Here is a 20,390-nt window from a genome sequence, read left to right on the forward strand (position 1 = left end):
GCGAAGTGTAGTCGGCTACCAGCCGCGCTCGGCGAGGCGGTGCGGCTGCGGGATCTCGTCGACGTTGATGCCGACCATGGCTTCGCCGAGGCCGCGGGAGACCTTGGCGATCACGTCGGGGTCGTCGTAGAAGGTGGTGGCCTTCACGATGGCCTCGGCGCGCTGGGCCGGGTTGCCGGACTTGAAGATGCCGGAGCCGACGAAGACGCCCTCGGCGCCGAGCTGCATCATCATGGCGGCGTCGGCCGGGGTCGCGATGCCGCCGGCGGTGAACAGCACCACGGGGAGCTTGCCCAGGGTTGCGACCTCCTTGACCAGCTCGTACGGCGCCTGCAGTTCCTTGGCGGCGACGTACAGCTCGTCCTCGGGGAGGTTCTGCAGCTTGCGCAGCTCCTGGCGGATCTGGCGCATGTGCGTGGTGGCGTTGGAGACGTCACCGGTACCGGCCTCGCCCTTGGAGCGGATCATCGCCGCGCCCTCGGTGATCCGGCGCAGCGCCTCGCCCAGGTTGGTCGCGCCGCAGACGAAGGGGACGGTGAAGTTCCACTTGTCGATGTGGTTGGCGTAGTCGGCCGGGGTGAGCACCTCGGACTCGTCGATGTAGTCGACCCCGAGGCTCTGCAGGACCTGCGCCTCGACGAAGTGACCGATCCGGGCCTTGGCCATCACCGGGATCGACACGGTGTTGACGATGCTCTCGATCATGTCCGGGTCGCTCATCCGGGAGACGCCACCCTGGGCGCGGATGTCGGCCGGAACCCGCTCCAGCGCCATCACCGCGACCGCGCCGGCGTCCTCGGCGATCTTGGCCTGCTCGGCGGTGACGACGTCCATGATCACGCCGCCCTTGAGCATCTCGGCCATGCCGCGCTTGACCTTCGCGGTGCCGGTCTGCGGGTTCACGTTCTCACTCACTGCGTTCCTCCTGGTCGTGGGGCTCGTCAACCAGGCTAGGTGGCCGAAGGCACCGACCTTCAGTCCACATTGATTCAACTGGACTGAGCCAGCGCGTCGCCGAGCCGGGCAACCACCAGGCGCAGCGTGCTCGGCGGAGCGGTGAACGGGATCCGGATGTGCCGCCGATCAGTCCCGTCCGGCGTGAACAGGTCGCCGGAACCGAGCAGGAGACCGTGTTCGCGAGCTGCGTCCAGCACCCGACGGGCCCGTACGTCGGTCAGTTCGAGCCAGAGCGTCATACCGCCTGTCGGCGTGGCCCAAGTCACGCCGTCCAGCGTCTTCAGCCCGGCCTCCAGTGCATTCAGATTGGCCCGCAGACGAGTACGGCGCCTGCTGATCACCTTGTCGAGTTTCTGCACGATCGCCTGTGCCAGCAGGTCATCCAGCGCACTCGGCGACGCCACGCTGAGTTGTGCGGCCGTGTTGATCCGCCTCCTGAGCTGCTTACCAGTGCGGACCCAGCCAACCCGGAGTCCGCCCCACACTGTCTTCGACAACGACCCGACGCTCACTGTGCGCGGATAGCGACTCAGCGGGTCCGCCTGCTTCCCACTGGCCAGCCATAACGGTCGCATGGTCTCGTCACTGATCAGCGCGGCGCCATAACGCCGGGCGATCTCAACAACCGTCGTACGGCGGTCTGCCGGGAGGCTGAGGCCGGTCGGATTGTGGTTGTCGGCCTGGAGGTAGATGACCTTCGGCCGGTGCCGTCTGCACAGGTGCGCGAGCTGATCGGTGTCCCAGACCCCAGCCGGCCACCCGGCAACGTCCAGCCGGTGTTTCCGCAGCAGGTCAAAGGCGGCCGGGTACGTCGGTGTTTCGGTGATCGCCACGCCCGGTCCGAGGTCCAGTCCGGCCAGTGCGGCGTTCAGACCGGCCGCCGCACCGACAGTCAGCGTGAGCTGGTCCGGCTCAGTCGGTACGCCCTCAGAGGTGAGTCGCTCGGCCAGCGCCGTACGGAGCTCGAGAGAGCCACCCGACGGCGGACCGTCACCACCCATCGCCTGTGGCAGACCGTCCTCGACCATCTGCGCCGCGGCTTCGACCACGTCATGCGGTGCTGCGGTCGTCGCGAACCGCAGATCGAGCAGCGGCTTGTCTCCCGCACTCACAGTCGACGCCGGCGCAATCGGGTCGAGCAGTCGGTCAGTCGGCCGCACATGCGTCCCCGAACCCCGCTTGGTCTCCAGTACGCCGTCCGCCCGCAGGTGATCGAGAGCGCGCACGACCGTCACTCGGCTGAGCCCGAGGCGCTCGGCCAGCACCCGCTCCGACGGCAACCGCGAGCCGATCGACAACTCCCCGCGCTCGATCCGCCGCAGTACCAGGGCCTCGACCTGTTCGGTCTTGGTCCCGTCCGCCGGTTCCAGATCCCCCGTCCGCCACATAAGTCCAGTCTCTCACCATTGGCCTGATAGCAGCTTTCTGTCGGTGGCAGGTGTGAGGATGCGGACATGGATGAGCGGTGGGCGATTGCGCCGGAGGAGGGTGGCGGGGCGGTGCTCGTCGCCCTGCATCCGGACGGGCAGCCTGCCGGCCCGGTACTGCGTGAGCCGGATCTCGCCGCCGCGGTCGGCTCGCGGCCGCAGGTGACGCGATGGGTGTGGCGGGCCTCGGCCGAGATCTACCCGCGCCTGCTCGCGAGCGGCGTCCGCGTCGAGCGCTGCTACGACATCGAGAACAGTGAGGGCCTGTTGCTCGGTCACGCCGGCCGCCTCGGCGAACCACGGTCTGCCGCGGCCGCCTGGGCCAGAATGAGCGGTGCGCCGGTCCCACCTGACCCGCCGCTGCGGGCGGTCGTACCGGGTGAGCAGTCGTCGCTCTTCGAGATCCAGGAGGAGCCGATCGCGTTCGAGGCGCTGCTCAGCGTGTACGCCGATCAGCTCCGGCGGCACGGGGATGCGGAGCACCCGGATCGGATGCGGTTGCTGACAGCGTCGGAGTCGTCCGGGATGCTGGTCGCCGCCGAGATGGATCGCGCCGGTCTCCCGTGGAGTGCGTCGGCGCATCGCGAGATGCTGACCGAGCTTCTCGGTGAGCGGTTCGGTGGGACCGGTGAGCCGCGTCGGCTGACCGAGCTGGCCGACGAGGTGTCGGCCGCGTTCGGGCGCCGGGTCCGGCCGGACCTGCCGGCCGACGTACTGAAGGCGTTCAAACAGGCCGGGTACCAGCTGAAGACCACGCGGCGCTGGGAGCTTGAGACGATCGATCATCCGGCCGTCGAGCCCTTGATCGAGTACAAGAAGCTCTACCGGATCTACACGGCGAACGGGTGGTCCTGGCTCAACGACTGGGTGCACGACGGCCGCTTCCGGCCCGGGTTCGTCCCCGGCGGCACAGTCTCGGGGCGCTGGATCACCAACGGTGGTGGCGGTCTGCAGATCCCCAAGGTGATCCGGCGCGCAGTGGTTGCTGACCCCGGCTGGAGTCTGGTGGTCGCCGACGCGTCACAGCTCGAGCCGCGGATCCTCGCTGCGATCTCCCGGGACCGCGCGCTGATGGAGGTCGCCAGTGATCCCGGTGACCTCTACAAAGCCGTGTCGGACCAGGCGTTCTCCGGCGACCGCGCGATGGCCAAACTCGCCGTACTGGGCGCGATCTACGGCCAGACCTCCGGTGACGGGCTCAAGAACCTCGCCATGCTCCGCAAGCGATTCCCCCAAGCGGTCGCGTACGTCGACGATGCCGCCCGCGCGGGTGAGGAGGGCAAGCTCGTCCGGACCTGGCTCGGTCGCACCTGTCCGCCGGGCGGCGCGCCACTCGACGACGCCACCCTCGAAGGGCCACCGGTCGACGAGCCGCAGACCGACTCGCGGCATGCGCGAGCCCGCGGCCGCTTCACCCGGAACTTCGTCGTCCAGGGCAGCGCGGCCGACTGGGCGTTGCTGATGCTCGCGGCGCTGCGGCAGGCGTTGGGTCCGCTCAAGGCAGAGCTCGTCTTCTTCCAGCACGACGAGGTGATCGTGCACTGTCCGACCGAGGAGGCCCCTGAGGTTGCTGCGGCGATCCAGACCGCCAGCGACCTGGCCGGCACGCTTACCTTTGGTCCTACTCCGACCCGGTTCGCGTTCAGCACCGCGACCGTCAAGACCTATGCGGAGGCCAAGTAGGGCGGCAGCTCATGGCGGTCGAAGTCGGTGCGTTCGAACGCGGTCAGCTCGGCGATGAGCCCGCCCTCGATCCGGAAGACGTCCAGACCGAACGGCCGGAAGACCGTGTCGCCCGGCTCGCGCAGGTAGGCGGCGAGCGTGGGCTGACGGTTGACGGAGGTGATCAGGTAGCGCCAGTGACCCCGGTACGCCGGGTCCAGGTTCACGGCGATCGTCTGTCGCGCCACCTCACGCCCCTCGAACCAGAACGGGTACGGCGGCATCGTGATCCGCACGTCCTCGTGCATGAGCGCGGTCAGCGCATCCAGGTCGCCCGAGTCCCACGCATCGACGTACTTGCGCAGCAACGCCTGCTCCTCAGTGGTCGACGGCGTAGCGGTCCACTCGACCCGATGCGGTGGCAGCTGGTCGCGTAGTACCGGCCGTGCGCGCTGGAGTGCCGAGTTGACCGCAGCAATGGTCAGGTCCATCACCGCTGCGGTTTCCTTGGCGGACCAGCCGAGGACATCACGGAAGATCAGTACGGCGCGCTGTCGCGGTGGCAGGTGCTGGATCGCGACCAGAAACGCCAGTTCGATCGTCTCCCGTCGTACCAGCTGGGCGTCCGGCTCTTCGGCTCGGTCCAGCAACACATCGGGGAACGGCTGCAGCCAAGGCAGGTCGTCTCGGGCCGGCAAAGCCGCGGCCGGGAACGACGCGGGCTCAAGCTGGTGCGGCAGGACTCGCTGCGGGCGCCGTACGTCGTCGATGCAGGCGTTGGTCGCGATGCGGTAGAGCCACGTGCGGACGCTGGACCGGCCTTCGAAGGTGTCGCGTCGGCGCCACGCTCGGAGGAAGGTCTCCTGCACCATGTCCTCGGCCTCGTCGTACGAACCGAGCAGGCGGTAGCAGTGCACCCGCAGCTCATGCCTGTAGCGCTCGAGCTCGGCTTCGAAGTCCGTCAACGCCCGTCCTCCAGCTCGATGGTGCCCGGCATCGGAGCGCGCCCGGCCAGTCGGAGCCACTGGACCATGCGGCGCTGCCGGAGGTCGCGGGTGGAGACGACGACGTCGTTGTGGAAGCGCCGGGCCAGCTGGACCCGGCGCATCGCCAGCGCCAGCTCACTCGACCATGGCTCGATGTTGGTCCCGGTCGCGTTGACTGCTCGGGTCAGCGCGGACTCGCATTGCTCGCGGTCGTCAGGCGACGCAGTGCGCGCGCGGTGCGCGGCATCGAGGAGCAGTAGCGACGAGGCCGGGTCCAGGATCCCCGCTCCGGCGAGCTCTGCGACCAGTGCGGCGCGGCGGACGAGCTCCGTCTCCAGTGCGGCGCGGGAGAGCTCGACACGATGGTGCAGGCGGTCCAGGCGGCCCGCGGTCCAGCTCGCGTAGCCGCCGAACAGCAGCAGCACGAGGCCGATCGCGAGCAATGCCGTGGTCACCTTCACTGCAACATTGGACCACCCCTTACGGAGCGCTCACGGTCCGGCCGAATCGCGTCATCGGCGGTCCGGACGCATTTAGCGTCGGATTCATGGCTGATATCGGTGTGCTCGGTGGTTCCGGCTTCTACTCGTTCCTGGCGGACGCGCGCCGTGTCGAGGTCAGTACGCCGTTCGGGCCGCCCAGCGAACCCCCGGTCGTCGGGGAGGTCGCCGGTCGTTCGGTCGCGTTCATCCCGCGACACGGCGCCGACCACCGCTTCCCGCCGCACCGCGTCAACTACCGCGCCAACCTCTGGGCCTTGCGCGCACTGGGCGTCCGTCAGGTCCTCGCTCCGTGCGCCGTCGGCTCGCTGCGCCCTTCGCTGACCCCCGGCACCTTCCTCGTCCCCGATCAGTACGTCGACCGCACGTGGGGCCGGCCGCAGACCGTGTACGACGACGCTGCTGTGCACACGTCGGCCGCCGACCCGTACTGTCCGGTCGGCCGAGCGACGATCATTGCCACCGGCAACGTCGTACCGAGCGGAACAATGGTGGTCATCAACGGCCCGCGCTTCTCGACCCGCGCCGAGTCCCTGTGGCACGCCGCCCAGGGATGGTCCGTCGTCGGCATGACCGGCGCCCCCGAAGCAGCCCTCGCCCGCGAGCTGGGCCTCTGCTACACCTCGCTCGCCGTCGTCACCGATCACGACGCAGGCTTCCAGCAAGGCGAAGGCGTGACGGAGGCGGAGGTCTACAAGGTCTTCGCCGAAAGCATCGACCGCCTCAAATCCCTGCTCACCCAAGTAATCCCCCGTCTCCCCTCCTCCACCACCGACTGCACCTGCCACCACGCGGTGGAATCCACTGACGCGGGCCGGCGTGATGAGGTGGTTGTGCGATGAGGGTTCTGTTGACGGGCGGCGCCGGTTTCATCGGGCGGCATGTGCACACCCAGCTGACCACCGAGGGACACGACGTTCTCGTGCTCGACTCCCTCCGCCCCGACGTTCACCGGACGCCTCCGGCCCCGAGCGACGATCTGCTGGTCGGCGATATCCGGAACGCCGAAGATCTTCAGAGAGCGCTCCCCGGTATCGACACCGTGATCCATCTGGCCGCCAAGGTCGGCCTCGGCGTCGATCTGAACGACATCGACGACTATGTCTCCAGCAACAGCCTCGGCACCGCCGTCCTGCTCCGCGAACTCGCCAGCGCGAACATCCGCCACCTCGTCTACGCCAGTTCGATGGTCGTCTACGGCGAAGGCCGCTACGACTGCGACCGGCACGGCCAGGTCGCGCCGGGTCCACGCCGGCCGGAGGATCTGGACGCCGGGCAGTTCGACCCGCCCTGCCCGCTCTGCGACTGCCCACTGCGCCCCGGCCTGATCGCAGAGAGCGCTCCCCCGGATCCCCGCAACGCGTACGCCGCGAGCAAACTCAACGGCGAACACCTAACCGCGTCCTGGGCCCGCGAAACCGGCGGCCGAGTCACCGCGCTCCGCTTCCACAACGTCTACGGCCCCGGCATGCCGCGCAATACGCCGTACGCCGGTGTTGCCGCCATCTTCCGCTCAGCCCTCGAACGCGGCGAAGCACCGAGGGTCTACGAAGACGGTCGCCAGCGCCGCGACTTCATCCACGTGCATGACATCGCCACCGCCGTGACCACGGCCGCGAGAGCGCTCCCCCAGCAGCCGCCCTCCACGGCGTACAACGTCGGCACGGACACCGTCCGCACCATCGGCGACCTGGCCGCCGAACTAGCCCGCGCCTACGACGGTCCAGAGCCCGTCGTCACCCGCCAGTACCGCCTGGGCGATGTCCGCCACATCACTGCTTCCTCCGCCAAGCTCCGCGACGAGCTCGGCTGGAAGCCCTCTCTCGATCTCCGTACCGGCCTCGCCGATCTGCTTGCCAGCGGCAACTAGTCCAGGTGTCCTGCATCACAGCGGATTGCCTCTCACATTGATGTGAGGGAATAGCTTCGCTTCGTCCGGCTCGATCGGCGGGCTCGGAGCGAGGAGGAGATCTGCGATGAGCAGGGCACTGGGGTACACGGCGTTCGGCGGACCCGAGGTTCAGGAGTTCTTCGACCGAGCCGATCCGACGCCAGGTCCGGACGAGGTGCTGATCCGGGTTGCGGCCGCGGGAGTCAATCCGCTGGATCATCACCTGCGTTCCGGACACGTCCCCGGGCTGAATGGCGAGCTGCCTTTCCCGCAGGTGCTCGGCATGGAGGCCGCCGGCACCATTATCGCCCTCGGCTCGGACGTGAGCGGCCTCGCGGTCGGCGACCGGGTCACCGGATTCGCCCTGACCGGCGCCGGCACGTACGTCGGCACGACGCTCCTGCTCGGTACGTCGACCGCCCGCATCCCCGACGCATTGCCGGAGACCTGGGCGGCAACGATCCCGGTCGCCGGCACGACCGCGCTCGACATTCTCGACCAACTCGAACTGCCTGCCGGCGCATCGCTGCTCGTGAACGGCATCGGTGGTGGCGTCGGACTCGCCCTGGCGCAGCTCGCACGCAATCGCGACCTCGTGGTGACCGGCACAGCCAGTGCCGCCAAAAGCGACCTCGTGGCTACCGCCGGGGCGAAGTTCGTCGACTACAGCTCCGGCGACGTGATCGCTCAGCTCCGGTCCCTGGCTCCCGACGGCTTCGACGCAGTCGTGGACGCGGTCGGTGGAGACTCCCTGCGCAGCGTCGCCGACCTAGCGAAGAAGCCCGAACTCCTGATCGCCGTCGGCGAGCCCTCGGTCTCCGAACTCGGTGGCGTCACTGTCCACCGTCGCCTCGACCGCGACAGCCTCGAACGAGTCGCCGAGCTGATGGTGACCGGACAACTCGACCCCAACATCACCGCCACCTACCCGCTTGACCACGCCGACGAGGCCTTGGCTCTCGTCGAATCCCGTCACGCAACAGGCAAGCTCGTCATCGACCTCCGACTCTGACCTCAGTACCCGGTGACCACTGACAGTCTCAGGCTTCTTGCAAGCTTGGCCGCAACCACTCGGCCAGCGCCGGGACCTGGCTGAGCTTGGCTGGGTCGGTTGCCAGCTCACTAGGCAGCAAGGGCAGCCGTACGTCGGCAGTCGGGATCCGGCCTTGCGCCGCGAGAACCGCCTTGATCACCACCGGATTCGGCTCGGCGAAGAGTGCGCGCGCCAGCGGGACCAGTCGGTGAGCGCTCTCTCGGGCGTTCTCCAGCGCGCCGGTCCGCCAGGCCGCGATCAGGTCGGCGTACGCCCGGGGTGCCACGTTTGCGCTGGCGAGGATTCCCCCGCTGGCCCCGAGCGCCAGCATCGGACCGGCAAAGAGATCGTCGCCGGCCAGGACACTCACGTCTGAAGAGACGCGGCTCAGGAAGGTGATGGTGTCCTCGTCGATCCCGCCCACCGCGTGCTTGAACCCGACGACATTCGGCAATTCCGCGAGCCGGATCAACGTCTCCGCACTCAGCGTCCGTCCGGTCCGGTACGGAATGTTGTAGATCACCAGCGGCACCGGGCTCGCCGCGGCAAGCTGCCGGAAGTGCTCGATGACTCCTTCCTCGGACGGCCGTGTGTAGTACGGAACCACGACCAGCGCTGCGCTCGCCGTACGACCGCTCGTCCTCAGCTCCTCGATGGAAGCAGCGGTCGAGTTCGAGCCCGCGCCGATGATCAGCGGGGCATTCCGCTCAGTACAGACGGCCGAGCAGATCTCGAGAACGCGCTGGCGCTCCTGCGGTGTCAGGGTGGCCGGCTCTCCGGTGGTGCCCAGGGCAACGAGGCCTGTCGCGCCCTCGTCGAGAACGCGATGAGAGAGCGCTTCCAGCGCGTCTCCGGCGAGTTCGCCGTCCTCGGAGAACGGAGTGATCAGGGGTACGAAGAGTCCTGTGAACGCCATGGTCCGACGATCACCCGGAACCGCCCATCAGGTCCAGTTCACATTTCTACCCTTGAGCGTAAGCTCCCCTTATGCTCGACGTCCGCAAACTCCGCCTGCTCCGCGAACTGGCCCGCCGCGGCACCATCGCCGCCGTCGCCGAGGCGCTCGCGTACACCCCCTCCGCGGTCTCCCAGCAACTCACCGCCCTGGAACGCGAAACCGGCGTACCGCTGCTCGAACGCACCGGCCGCCGAGTCACCCTGACCCCCGCCGCCCAAGGCCTCGTCGAGCACACCGAGGCGATCCTCGCGCTGCTGGCAACAGCAGAGACCGCCCTGGAGAACGCAGCGAGAGCGCTCTCCGGCGTTCTCCGGATCGGCGCCTTCCCCACCGCGATCCCGGCCGTCGTCACCCCGGCGATAGTTGCCCTAAGCGCCGAACACCCCAGCCTCGATCTCACCGTCATCGAACTGGACCCCGCCTCAGTCCCCGACGCCCTCCGCACCGAGGCCGTGGACATCGCCCTGGTCCAGGAATACGACCACGTCCCAGCCCAGCCCCACCCCGGCCTGCACACCGAACCTCTCCTAGAAGAAGCGGTCTACCTGGCCGCCCGCCATCCCCAGCCGCTAACGGGCCTCCGCGACACCCCCTGGATCGCCGGCACCCCCGGCACCCTCTGCCACACCCTCACCATCAGAGCCTGCGAAGCCGCCGGCTTCACCCCCCACATCCGCCACCACGCCGACGACTTCACCACCGTCCTAGCCCTGGTAGCCGCCAACCAAGGCGCCGCCTTCGTCCCAGACCTAGCCATCACCACCCCACCCCCCAACGTCAGCCTCACCCCCCTCCCAATCCACCGCCGAACCCACCTCGCCTACCGCCAAGGCACCACCAACCACCCCGCAATCACAGCCGCCCGCTCCGCCCTCAAAACAGCAGCGGGGCGAGGGCGGTTGGGCGACGGACTGGTGTGATGTGGCGTTGGCGGCCATGGACCTCCCGAAGATCCATCGCCCCGGCCTGACCGCGCGAACCTCCAGGTCTCTGGAGACGCGCGTTAGCCGACGTTGGCGGGGACTGGGGGAAGGTCGATCTGGAAGGCGCAGCCGCCGGCGATGTTGGTGACGCCGATCTGGCCGTCGTGGGATTCGACGACGCCGCGAGCTATTGCCAGGCCCAGGCCGCCGCCGCCGCCCGAGGATGCGGGTTCGGTCGAGGCGGGGGCGGATGCTGGTACTGGGGTTCGCTGCTCGTCGCCGCGCCAGCCGATGTCGAAGACGCGTTCCAGGTCGTCTGCGGGGATGCCGCCGCAGCCGTCGGTCACGGCTAGGCGCACGCGGCCGTCGGGTTCGCGATCGACGGCCAGGGTGACTGTTCCGCCCCGGGTTGTGTGGCGGATCGCGTTGCCGACCAGGTTCGTGACCGCGCGGGTCAGTTCGTCCGGATCGCCTTGTACGGCGAGGCGATCGTCGCCTACTGGGGTCGACACGGTGAGCTCTACTCCCGAGGCTCGAGCATGCTCGCTGTTTTCGCCGGCCACGTCTTCGGCCAGTTCGCGCAGGCTCACCGCGGACCGCTTTCGCGGCAAGGCGGCCGCCGACAGCCGGGACAGCTCGAACAGGTCGTCGACGAGCCCGGTCATTCGATCGACCGTGGACCGCATCTGCCGCAGCGCTCCCGGTACGTCGTCGATCACGCCGTCCTCGAGGCCTTCCGCGACCGCTCGTAGTCCGGCCAGTGGCGTCCGGAGGTCGTGGGACATGAACGCGACCAGTTCCCGGCGGCTCGCTTCGAGAGCGCGCTCTCTCGCGTGGGACGCGGCCAGTTTCTCGCGCGTCATCTCGAGTTCGTCGGTCAGCGCAGCCAACTCCGCCGGTACGGCGCCAGTCTGGCGATCCGAGGGTTCGTACGTCGTACCCAGTCGCCGCAAGCGTTGTCCGACATCGCGCGATCCCGCGCTGATCCAATGTCCGAGCAGGACGGACATGCCGAGTCCGAGCAGGGCCGCGAAGGCGAGTGTCCAGAGAACGACCCACGAGTCGTGTTCGGAGATGAACATCGCCCGCACGCTCTGGAGTACCGCGGCGAGAGCCGCGGCCATCGGCGCCAGGGCGGCGACGATCATCGTGACCCGTAGCGAACGGCGCCGGAACTGGTACAGGATCACGCCGCCGACAACCGCGACCACCAGCGTCCACAAGGTGGTGAGCGCGAGGATCGTCATCGTGTCGCGGTTCATTCGGATTCTCCCGCGAACCGGTAGCCCGTGCGCGGCACGGTCAGCACGAGCTGCGGATCGGACGGGTCCGCCTCGATCTTCTCGCGGAGCCGGCGTACGTGGACGGTCACTGTCGATGAGTCGCCGAAGTCCCAGCCCCACACGCGGCGCAGTAGCTCGGCCTTGGTGTACGCCTTTCCTGGATGCGACACCAGGTACGCCAGCAGGTCGAACTCGCGATGCGTCAGCGAGAGCGCTCTCCCATCCAGCATCGCGATCCGGGCCGCGGTGTCGATCGTGATCGGGCCGGCGCTCAGCTTGGTCGGGGTGAGGTCGAGGCCGGCCAGTCGCTCCTCGCGCCGCAGCATCGCCTGTACGCGCAGCGTCAGTTCTCTCGGGCTGAACGGCTTGACCACATAGTCGTCGGCGCCGAACTCGAGGCCGACCAGCCGGTCCTCCTCCTCGCCGCGCGCAGACAGCATGATCACCGCGGCGCCGTCGTCGGACGCACGCATCCGGCGCAGCACCTCCAAGCCGGACATGCCCGGCAGCATCACGTCCAGGACGACGACCGAGGGTTTCCACTGCTGCCAGACCTCGACGGCAGCGGTTCCGTCCGCGACCACGCGAGCGTCGTACCCGGCCTTGGTCAGGTACGCCGAGACGACGTTGGACACGGTCGGGTCGTCATCGACCACGAGTACACGAGTAGCCACGGTCAGAGCGTAGGACTTCCGGCCGCCCCGGCGCTGGACCCGGACCCCGGGAGAGCGCTCACCGTAAGCGATCTGTAGCCGCCGGCAGCCACCTGGAACCCCCGATCGTCCCTACGGTCGAAGGGTGGATGTCGATCTCGTACTGCCGTGCCTCGACGAGGCCGCGGCTCTGCCCTGGGTACTCACCCGGCTTCCGGACGGTGTCCGGGCTGTTGTCGTCGACAACGGTTCGACCGATGGTTCGGCCGAAATCGCCGAGGGGTTGGGGGCGACCGTCGTACGGTGCTCGATCCGTGGGTACGGCGCCGCGTGTCACGCCGGCCTGGAGGCGGCCGAGGCCGACGTGGTCGCGTTCATGGATGCCGACGCGTCGCTGGATCCGCGCCAGCTCGTCCGGGTGACTGCGCCGGTTCTGGCCGGGAACGTGGATCTCATGGTCGGCCGTCGGAGAGCGGTTTCTCGGGCGGTCTGGCCGTGGCATCTGCGGCTGGCGAATGCTGAGCTGTCCCGGCGGATCAGGAAACGGACGGGTGTTCTCCTGCACGATCTCGGGCCGATGCGCGCCGCTCGGCGGACCGCGCTGCTGGACCTCGCGCTGACGGATCGGCGCTCGGGCTATCCCCTCGAGACCGTCGTCCGGGCGGCGGACGCCGGCTGGCGGATCGCCGAGGTCGACGTCGACTACCTGCCACGTTCGGGTCGCTCGAAGGTCACCGGTACGCCGATCGGTGCCGCGCGAGCAGTGTTGGACATGTCGAAGGTGCTGAAGGCATGACCCCGACGGGCACGCTGATCGTGATCGCGAAGGAACCGGTTGCGGGGCGAGTCAAGACTCGGCTGCAGAGCGAGTTCACGCCGCGGGAGGCGGCTGCACTTGCGCGGGCTTCGCTGGTCGACACGTTGAACACGGTTCGGGCGGCTCCGGCAGCGCGGCGGGTGCTGGTTCTCGAGGGGCGGCCGGGGCCGTGGCTGCCGCCGGGATTTGAGGTGATCCGGCAGCGTGGCGACGGTCTCGACGAACGGCTGGCGGCTGCCTTCGAGGACTCCTTCGACGGATCGCCGATGCTGCTGGTCGGCATGGACACACCGCAGTTGCCGGCCGAACTGCTGGGCTTCAACTGGCCCGGGTACGACGCCGTTCTCGGGCTGACCGAGGATGGCGGGTACTGGTGTCTCGGGCTCCGCGAACCGGACGATCAGGCGCTGATCGGCGTACCGATGTCGACCGATCACACCGGCCGCGATCAGCTGATGCGTCTCGAGAAACGCGGAAAGCGCGTTCTTCAGTTACCGACTCTGCGGGACATGGACACTCCATGGGATGCGGCGGCGATCGCCGCGGAATATCCGGCGCTGCGAATGTCGCGATTGTTCCGGCGGCTGGAGCACACGGCGCATCCGGCGATGCTGTTCGAGCAGGCGCTCGGCGGTACGGCGCGAGTGGTTGCCACCGGCATCGATGGGCGGACGCTGCCATCGCTGTCGGAACTGGACCGCTGGCAGTCCCCGGCGGACGAGGTCGATCGGCTCGCACTGAGCCGATGTGAGGGACCGGTGCTGGACATCGGCTGCGGTCCCGGCCGGATCGTGACAGCGCTCGCCGAGCAGGGGATCCCCGCACTCGGCGTTGATGTGTCGCCGCAGGCAATCTCGTTGACCACGTCGCGAGGTGCGGTCGCGCTGCAGCGGCCGGTGCAGAATCGGCTGCCGGCCGAGGGGCGCTGGGGCAGCGTGGTGTTGATGGACGGCAACATCGGGATCGGTGGTGATCCGGCTGATCTGCTGCGCCGTTGCGCCGAACTGGTGCGGCCCAACGGTCTTGTCCTGGTCGAGGTCGATCCCGACGACGACCTCGACGACACCGCCCCGATCGTGTTGCGCAGTTCCAGCGGCCGCCGGTCGACACCATTGCCGTGGGCAAGAATCGGCAGTCGCACGTTGCTCCGGCACGCGCGCGCTGCCGCCCTGCACCCGATCGAGGACTGGCGCACACCACACCGGGCCTTTCTCACCCTCCGCCGCACCGCATGACGCCCAATGAGCCGCCCGATGCGGCGCCCCTGAGGCGGCCCGAGAGGCGCACCGCAGGCCATTGGCTGATCGCTGGTACGGCGGTTGGGACCGCCGTACTCACGATCTGGGCACACGCGGTCAACTGGTGGCCGAATCTGACATTGGTGCTCGGGTGTCTGCTGGTGGGCGGGGCGATCTGGCGGTTTGGGCGCGGGCTCGGGGTTGCCGCGGTCGTTGTGGTTGCGGCGCTGTGCCAGGTCCCGGGGCTGACACATGCGCCGATCACGAGCACGGATTCGTACCGCTACGTGTGGGACGGGCGCGTGCAGTTGGCCGGGCATTCGCCGTACTCGCATGTTCCGTTGGATGACGCACTGGCGGACTTGCGGGATCCGCTGCTGTTCCCGGGGTTGTCGCCGGAGCAAAGATCGGGAGTGAGCGCTCCCCCGCGCGTTCCGACGGATCCTGCGGCGGTGTCGGCGCTTGCCGCCGATGATCCGCGGACCCGGATCAACCGGCCGCGGGTGCCGACGATCTACCCGCCGATCGCGCAGGTGTACTTCGCCTCGGTCGCGGCCGTCACGCCGTGGTCCGCGGGAACGCTGGGGCTGCAGATCGCGGCCGGTCTGCTCGCGGTTGCACTCACCTGGCTACTCGCCGCAACTGGCCGGGACAGACGCTGGGCGGCGCTGTGGGGTTGGTCACCGATTGTGGTTCTCGAGGCCGGCAGTGCGGCCCATGTCGATGTTCTCGGTGCGCTGCTCATCACGGCCGCCGTGCTGGTCGCAACTCGCCGCCCCCGGCTGGCCGCGATCCTGCTCGGTGCGGCCGCGAGCGTCAAGCTGTTGCCGCTGCTGTTGCTGCCCGCGTTCCGGATCCGTCAGTCGGTCGTTGCCCTCGGCACCTTCCTCTCCAGCTACCTCCCGTACCTGGTGGCCTCCGGTGCCCTGGTACTCGGTTTCCTGCCCGGCTACCTGACCCAGGAAGGGTTCTCCGACGGCAGCACGCGGTTCGCGATCTTCTCGCTCCTGCTGCCTCCTGAGGCTCGGCAGCTCGTCGCCGTTCTCGTCGCGGGAGCGCTCTCTGTGCTCGCGTTCTGGCGCCGCGGCCGCGAGCCACTGGCCGTCACCTGCTGCTGGCTGTACGGCGCCGCACTGCTGATCGCGACTCCCACCTACCCCTGGTACGGCGTACCGCTGATCGCATTGGCAGCGCTCTCTCGGCGGCCCGAATGGATCGCCGTACCACTGGCGGCGTACCTGGCCTACGCGACTGTCGGTCACGACAGCCGGCAAGGCCTGATCTATCTGGCCGCCGTTGTTATCGTTACCACTGCCGCTACTTTCCGTCACCGTTCAGTCGCCGGAAAGCAGTTTGACGCGAGGCTGACCGCCAACCAACACTGAGCAGCGTGACCAAACGCATCGCGATCGCAACCTCGGCCGACTGGCCGGATCTGCTGCCGGACGAGGTTTCGCTCCTCGACGCCTTCCGCGCGGCCGGCCTCGAACCCGAACCGGTGGTCTGGACCGACCCCTCGATCGACTGGTCCGCGTACGACGCCGTGCTGCTGCGCTCGGTGTGGGACTACTACAAGCGGCAGGTCGAGTTCACCGAATGGCTCGGGCTGCTCGACAAGTCCGGCGTACTGGTCCTGAACGAGACCGACCTGGTCCGCTGGAACAGCGACAAGCGCTACCTCCTCGAACTGCGCGAACAGGGCGTCGCGATCGTCCCGTCGCAGGTCGCGGCCGGTGCGTGCCTGCGTGAGGTCGTCGCCGGGCTCGACGGTCAGCAGATCGTGATCAAGCCGACCGTGAGCGGGGCGGCATTCAACACCGTCCGCGGATTGGCCGGCTCGACGGAGCTCGACCAGGCGATGACGGAGCTGCCCGACGACGTGTACCTGGTGCAGCCGTTCCTGCCCGAGATCCAGACCGCCGGCGAGTGGTCCCTGCTCTTCTTCGACGGCGAGTACAGCCACGCGGTGGTGAAGCGCCCGGCAGCTGGTGACTACCGGGTGCAGCACATGTTCGGTGGCGCGGTCGCGGTCGAGGAACCGACGCCCGAGATCCTCGAGAGCGCCAAGATCGCGCTCTCCGCGGCGCGTTCTCAGCCCACCTACGCCCGGGTCGACGGGGTCGTCGTCAACGGCCGATTCCTGCTGATGGAGCTCGAACTGATCGAGCCCTATCTCTTCATCCCCGAGCACCCGGCGGCGGCCGACAGCCTCGTCGCCGCCATCGCCGCCCGGCTCTGATCAGCTGGCCGACTCTGGTCAGCTGGCCGCCGACTCGGGGTGACCGCGTCGGCGGCCGTCCAGGAACGTGATCCCGGCCGCCGTGCCCGTGTACCGGGTCCGGCGCGCCCACTCGTAGCACTCGTTCAGCACCGGGCATGAGGTCAGGCACAGCTCGCGCGCCTTGCGCTGCTCGAAACGGGTCGCGGTCTCGTCGTACGCACCGGCCTGCCCGCTACAGGCGGCACGATCCATCCAACGGTCGTTGGGATCGACGATCACGGTCAGCATCGGCCTCATGACAACGACGGTAAATCCCCGAGAGCGCTCTCCGCGGCCCGTCTCAGAATACGGTCGTTTGTCGATGAATTTACTGCACTTAAGGGCCGGTGACAGCGTCGGCATAGGGTCGGGCCATGCCCACACTCGAGGAGATCCGCACTGCCTCTGAGCAGCTGCGCGGTCGCATCCACCGGACGCCGATGCTGAGTTCGTCTGCGCTGGACGAACAGTTCGGTGGAGAGCTCGTGCTCAAGGCCGAGCTGTTCCAGAAAACCGGGAGCTTCAAGGTTCGCGGACTGCTCACCAAGCTGCTGCAGCTCACGCCCGAGGAGCGCGAGCGCGGGGTCGTGACCGTGTCAGCGGGGAACGCGGCCGGGGCGCTGGCCTGGGCAGCCCGGGACGCAGGGATCCCGGCGACCGTGGTGATGGCGACAACCGCCGTACCGGCGAAGGTCGATGCGGCGCGCGGGTACGGCGCGAAGGTCGAACTCGTCGATGGCGATCTGCTCGCGGCCTATGAGCGGATCCGGAGAGAGCGCGATCTCACCGGGGTTCATCCGTTCGACGACGAGCAGGTGATCACGGGACACGGGAGCCTCGGGCTCGAGCTGCTTGAGGACCGGCCCGATCTCGAGACCGTGCTCGTGCCGGTCGGCGGTGGTGGGCTGATCTCCGGAGTCGCGCTGGCGCTCAAGCTCGTGAAGCCCGGGATCCGCGTGATCGGGATCGAACCGGAGCAGGCCGATGTCGTGAGCCGGAGTCTCGAGGCCGGCGAACCGCAGCGGCTGCCGACCGCACGCTCGATCGCGGACGGGCTGGCCGCGCCGATCTGCGGTACCCGCAACTTCCCGCTCATCCAGCAGTACGTCGATGACGTCGTACGAGTGAGTGAGGACGCGCTGCTCGCGGCGACGCGGCTCGTCATGTCGCGCACCAAGCTGGCGCTGGAGCCGGCAGCCGCGGCGCCGTTCGCGGCGTTGCTGGAGAGCAAGATCCAGCTCGACGGCGTGACCGCTGCCGTCGTCAGCGGCGGCAACCTGGACGTCGCCAAGCTCAACCTCTGACCGCCAAGCTGATCGCGAGGCTGACCCGTCTGACCACGAGAGAGCGCCCTCTGATCACAGAGAGCGCTCTCCGCGGAGATCAGGCGGGAGCGAGCTCTCGGGGCCGAGCCTTCGAGGTCACGCCGTCGCTTGGATCGTCGACGAGATCACCCTGGCGCACCGGGTCCTTCTCAGGCAGCAGGATGTCGCGAGCGACGACCAGCATCAGCCAGAGCGTGCCGGCCATCCGCAGGATGACTGACAGCCAGTAGATGCGATCGGGGACATCCGGGTTGCCAGGTTGCAGGAACTGCGCGAGATGCATCCAGACGAGCATCCAGTAGAAGCACTCGCACGCCTGCCAGATCAGCCAGTCCCGCAACCGCGGCCGGGCTAGCGCGACCAGCGGCAGCAGCCAGAGCACGTACTGCGGTGAGTAGACCTTGTTGATCAGCAGGAACGCCGCGACCACCAGGAACGCGAGCTGGGCGAAGCGTGGTGGTCTTGGCGCCATCAGGCCGAGGATCGCGATCGACAGGCACAGGCCCGCGAAGATCACGATGTTGAGCTGGTTGACGTCGGCGACCTCGTGTTTGGCCAGCTTCAGCACGTACCAGATCGAGCCGTAATCGCTCTCCCGTGCGTCGTTGAACGTCCAGAACGACAGCCACTCGTTCTTCGCGAGCAGGTAGATCGGCGCGTTCACGAGACCCCAGGCGACCACGGCCGCGACCACCGCCTGGACGAACGGCCACAGTTTGCGGCCGCGCAGGCACACGATCAGCAGCGGTCCGAGCAGCAGGAACGGATAGAACTTCGCCGCGGTCCCGAGCCCGATCAGCACGCCGAACCAGATCGGTTTGCCGCGCGACCAGGCGAACATCGCCCCGGCCGTGAGGGCGACCGCGAACAGGTCCCAGTTGATCGTCGACGTCACCGCGAGCACGGGCGCGGCGGCGACGTACAGGGCATCTAGGGGCTGGCCGCGAGCGGCGCCGGGTTTGGATGCGACGCCACGTGCTGTCGCCACCGTGAGCCCGACGGTGATCAGCGCGCAGAGGAACAGCAGCGCGATGTTGACGATGAAGAACACACCGGCGGTGTCGCGCTTCTGCTCGGCGGTGAGGTCCGTCTTCGGGTCGCCGGTGACCAGCCAGGTGAGCTGCGCCGCGACCTCCATGAACGCGCCGGTGAGCACCGGGTACTCGAGGACCGGGTAGTCGCCGGTGTCCAGGAACGGCCGGTTGCCCTCGGCAAATCCGCGCTCCTGGTAGAGGAAGCCGACATCGGAGTAGCACAGCGCCTTGAACGGCCGCCAGCTCTGCCGGTCCCAGCCGGCGTCCATACACGGCGCCTTCTGCAGCACGCCGAGCGCGAACGTGATCGTGCACACGGCGAGCGCGATCCGCAGCGGCGTCCACCAGGACGAGCTGAGCCGCGAGAACCGGCCGGACCGGCCACCGAGCCCGACGGTCAGCCCCGCGACGGCCGGATCGGCCTCCGACGGCGGCAGCCGGTCATGCTTGGGCTGGCTTCCTGGTTCGGTCACGGTCGGCATCATCTCCTATCCGATCAGCCAACGACCAGGGCAGGTTACCCACCCATCGTTCGGCGCAACACCACCCCCACGCCGAAGGACGCGAGCTGGACCGGAATAGGTTCCGCGCAACCGTGCCCAGAGATCAGCCGGCGCAATGGGCGATCAGCAGCGCCGCGGTGCGCTCCGGGTCCTCCCACCAGAACAGGTGACCGGCGCCCTCGAAGAGCTCCAACTGCGCCGCGGGCAACAGATCGTGAAGGTGGAGAGCGTTCTCTACCGGGATCCCAGCGTCGGCGGTGCCGTGCAGGATCAGCGCCGGTACGTCGATCGAGCCGAGCCGGCCCGTGGTGTCGTGCGCCTGAGCCGCGGCCCACTGCATCAGCACGACGGGTACCGGGACCTTCACAGAGAGCGCTCTACGACGGTAGATCTCGCGAGCGCCAGGTTCCTGCGCGGCGTATCTGCGGGACAGGTTCGCCTCGAAGCTCGTGCGTAGTCCGTGCTCGACGTCCCGGGTGGCGATCGCGTCGACCATCCGCCGCGACGTCTCCGAGATCACCCCCCGGGATCCGCCGGCCCAGGTACACCCGAGGGCGATCGACCGCACGACCCCCGGGTGCCGCAGTACCAGCTCCTGCGTCACCATCCCGCCGAGCGACGCCCCGAGGACGTGCGCGTCGGTCCACCCCACCGACTCGATCACCGCGGCCGCGTCGTCGGCCAGGTCCGCCACCGTGAACGGTTCGTCCGCCCGGTCACCACGCCCGATCCCCCGATGGTCGTACGCGACGATGTCGAACCTGGCCTCCAACGCGGAGAGCAGTTCGTCCCCCCACAACTCGTGATGCGCTGCCATGCCCTGGATCAGCAACAGCGGCGCACCCCGCCCACGCCGTACGTAGTCCAGCCGGCGTTCCCCAGTCCCAGTCACGAACTCCATGCCGCACAGACTGCCGAGCACGCCTTGCAACGCACTTGC

The 20,390-nt window shown here is 68.5% G+C and carries 20 protein-coding genes; 10 read left to right on the forward strand and 10 right to left on the reverse strand.

Annotation, left to right across the window (positions count from 1 at the left end; all coding sequences use genetic code 11):
• Positions 1–15: 15 nt before the first annotated feature.
• Positions 16–915 carry a pyridoxal 5'-phosphate synthase lyase subunit PdxS gene (pdxS, locus tag ABD231_RS06605; protein WP_344146585.1) on the reverse strand — a complete coding sequence of 300 codons (900 nt, stop codon included), beginning with the start codon at positions 913–915 and terminating at the stop codon, positions 16–18.
• Positions 916–989: 74 nt separating this feature from the next.
• Positions 990–2,345 carry an aminotransferase-like domain-containing protein gene (locus ABD231_RS06610; protein WP_344146588.1) on the reverse strand — a complete coding sequence of 452 codons (1,356 nt, stop codon included), beginning with the start codon at positions 2,343–2,345 and terminating at the stop codon, positions 990–992.
• 66 nt (positions 2,346–2,411) lie between these two features.
• Here ABD231_RS06610 and ABD231_RS06615 point away from each other — a divergent pair, with 66 nt between their 5' ends.
• A complete protein-coding gene (locus ABD231_RS06615; RefSeq protein ID WP_344146591.1) occupies positions 2,412–4,067 on the forward strand; it encodes a bifunctional 3'-5' exonuclease/DNA polymerase in 1,656 nt (551 codons plus the stop codon).
• On the opposite strand, the gene ABD231_RS06620 is transcribed toward ABD231_RS06615, so the two are convergent.
• Entirely contained in the window at positions 4,049–5,011 is a 963-nt protein-coding gene (locus tag ABD231_RS06620) for an RNA polymerase subunit sigma-70 (protein WP_344146594.1), read from the reverse strand. The two genes, ABD231_RS06615 and ABD231_RS06620, sit on opposite strands and share 19 nt — an antisense overlap.
• Entirely contained in the window at positions 5,008–5,493 is a 486-nt protein-coding gene (locus tag ABD231_RS06625; protein WP_344146597.1) for a hypothetical protein, read from the reverse strand. The genes ABD231_RS06620 and ABD231_RS06625 overlap by 4 nt, the downstream gene beginning before the upstream one ends.
• Positions 5,494–5,579: 86 nt before the next feature.
• Between ABD231_RS06625 and ABD231_RS06630 the strand changes: the two genes are divergently transcribed.
• The 3 genes from ABD231_RS06630 to ABD231_RS06640 all read left to right on the forward strand — a co-directional run bounded on the left by ABD231_RS06630 (position 5,580) and on the right by ABD231_RS06640 (position 8,435).
• Entirely contained in the window at positions 5,580–6,374 is a 795-nt protein-coding gene (locus ABD231_RS06630) for an S-methyl-5'-thioadenosine phosphorylase (RefSeq protein ID WP_344146600.1), read from the forward strand.
• Positions 6,371–7,402 carry an NAD-dependent epimerase/dehydratase family protein gene (locus ABD231_RS06635; protein WP_344146603.1) on the forward strand — a complete coding sequence of 344 codons (1,032 nt, stop codon included), beginning with the start codon at positions 6,371–6,373 and terminating at the stop codon, positions 7,400–7,402. Before ABD231_RS06630 ends, ABD231_RS06635 begins: the two co-directional genes overlap by 4 nt.
• Positions 7,403–7,508: 106 nt before the next feature.
• Complete coding sequence (locus ABD231_RS06640) at positions 7,509–8,435, forward strand: NADP-dependent oxidoreductase (RefSeq protein ID WP_344146606.1); 927 nt, start codon at positions 7,509–7,511, stop codon at positions 8,433–8,435.
• 28 nt (positions 8,436–8,463) lie between these two features.
• On the opposite strand, the gene dapA is transcribed toward ABD231_RS06640, so the two are convergent.
• Positions 8,464–9,372, reverse strand: a complete 909-nt coding sequence (dapA, locus tag ABD231_RS06645) for a 4-hydroxy-tetrahydrodipicolinate synthase (RefSeq protein ID WP_344146609.1) — start codon at positions 9,370–9,372, stop codon at positions 8,464–8,466.
• Between the two features lie 71 nt (positions 9,373–9,443).
• Between dapA and ABD231_RS06650 the strand changes: the two genes are divergently transcribed.
• Positions 9,444–10,334: a LysR family transcriptional regulator gene (locus ABD231_RS06650; protein WP_344146611.1), complete on the forward strand. Its 891-nt coding sequence runs from the start codon at positions 9,444–9,446 to the stop codon at positions 10,332–10,334.
• A gap of 83 nt (positions 10,335–10,417) precedes the next feature.
• On the opposite strand, the gene ABD231_RS06655 is transcribed toward ABD231_RS06650, so the two are convergent.
• The gene (locus ABD231_RS06655; RefSeq protein WP_344146614.1) at positions 10,418–11,599 is read right to left on the reverse strand and encodes a sensor histidine kinase; all 1,182 of its coding nucleotides are present in this window, start codon (positions 11,597–11,599) and stop codon (positions 10,418–10,420) included.
• Positions 11,596–12,294, reverse strand: coding sequence for a response regulator transcription factor (locus ABD231_RS06660; protein ID WP_344146617.1), 699 nt, complete (start codon positions 12,292–12,294; stop codon positions 11,596–11,598). The genes ABD231_RS06655 and ABD231_RS06660 overlap by 4 nt, the downstream gene beginning before the upstream one ends.
• 124 nt (positions 12,295–12,418) lie before the next feature.
• Between ABD231_RS06660 and ABD231_RS06665 the strand changes: the two genes are divergently transcribed.
• The 4 genes from ABD231_RS06665 to ABD231_RS06680 are packed head-to-tail and all read left to right on the forward strand — an operon-like array spanning position 12,419 to position 16,567.
• A complete protein-coding gene (locus ABD231_RS06665) occupies positions 12,419–13,069 on the forward strand; it encodes a glycosyltransferase family 2 protein (protein WP_344146619.1) in 651 nt (216 codons plus the stop codon).
• The gene (locus ABD231_RS06670; protein ID WP_344146621.1) at positions 13,066–14,325 is read left to right on the forward strand and encodes a DUF2064 domain-containing protein; all 1,260 of its coding nucleotides are present in this window, start codon (positions 13,066–13,068) and stop codon (positions 14,323–14,325) included. The genes ABD231_RS06665 and ABD231_RS06670 overlap by 4 nt, the downstream gene beginning before the upstream one ends.
• On the forward strand, positions 14,322–15,713 hold the full coding sequence (locus tag ABD231_RS06675) for an MptA/MptB family glycosyltransferase (RefSeq protein WP_344146624.1): 1,392 nt from the start codon (positions 14,322–14,324) through the stop codon (positions 15,711–15,713). The genes ABD231_RS06670 and ABD231_RS06675 overlap by 4 nt, the downstream gene beginning before the upstream one ends.
• A 5-nt stretch (positions 15,714–15,718) precedes the next feature.
• The gene (locus ABD231_RS06680) at positions 15,719–16,567 is read left to right on the forward strand and encodes an ATP-grasp domain-containing protein (protein WP_344146627.1); all 849 of its coding nucleotides are present in this window, start codon (positions 15,719–15,721) and stop codon (positions 16,565–16,567) included.
• Positions 16,568–16,585: 18 nt separating this feature from the next.
• Here ABD231_RS06680 and ABD231_RS06685 read toward each other — a convergent pair whose 3' ends face one another.
• On the reverse strand, positions 16,586–16,846 hold the full coding sequence (locus ABD231_RS06685) for a WhiB family transcriptional regulator (RefSeq protein WP_344146630.1): 261 nt from the start codon (positions 16,844–16,846) through the stop codon (positions 16,586–16,588).
• A gap of 116 nt (positions 16,847–16,962) precedes the next feature.
• Between ABD231_RS06685 and ABD231_RS06690 the strand changes: the two genes are divergently transcribed.
• On the forward strand, positions 16,963–17,892 hold the full coding sequence (locus ABD231_RS06690) for a threonine ammonia-lyase (protein ID WP_344146633.1): 930 nt from the start codon (positions 16,963–16,965) through the stop codon (positions 17,890–17,892).
• A gap of 79 nt (positions 17,893–17,971) precedes the next feature.
• Here the strand turns inward: ABD231_RS06690 and ABD231_RS06695 are convergent, their stop codons facing one another.
• Together ABD231_RS06695 and ABD231_RS06700 are read right to left on the reverse strand one after the other, a co-directional pair.
• Positions 17,972–19,429 (reverse strand): glycosyltransferase family 87 protein, encoded by a 1,458-nt coding sequence (locus tag ABD231_RS06695; protein ID WP_425554151.1) that lies wholly within the window; start codon positions 19,427–19,429, stop codon positions 17,972–17,974.
• Between the two features lie 124 nt (positions 19,430–19,553).
• Positions 19,554–20,351, reverse strand: a complete 798-nt coding sequence (locus tag ABD231_RS06700) for an alpha/beta fold hydrolase (RefSeq protein ID WP_344146639.1) — start codon at positions 20,349–20,351, stop codon at positions 19,554–19,556.
• Between the last annotated feature and the right edge of the window lie 39 nt (positions 20,352–20,390).

Source organism: Kribbella yunnanensis (assembly GCF_039529655.1).
Lineage (GTDB): Bacteria > Actinomycetota > Actinomycetes > Propionibacteriales > Kribbellaceae > Kribbella > Kribbella yunnanensis.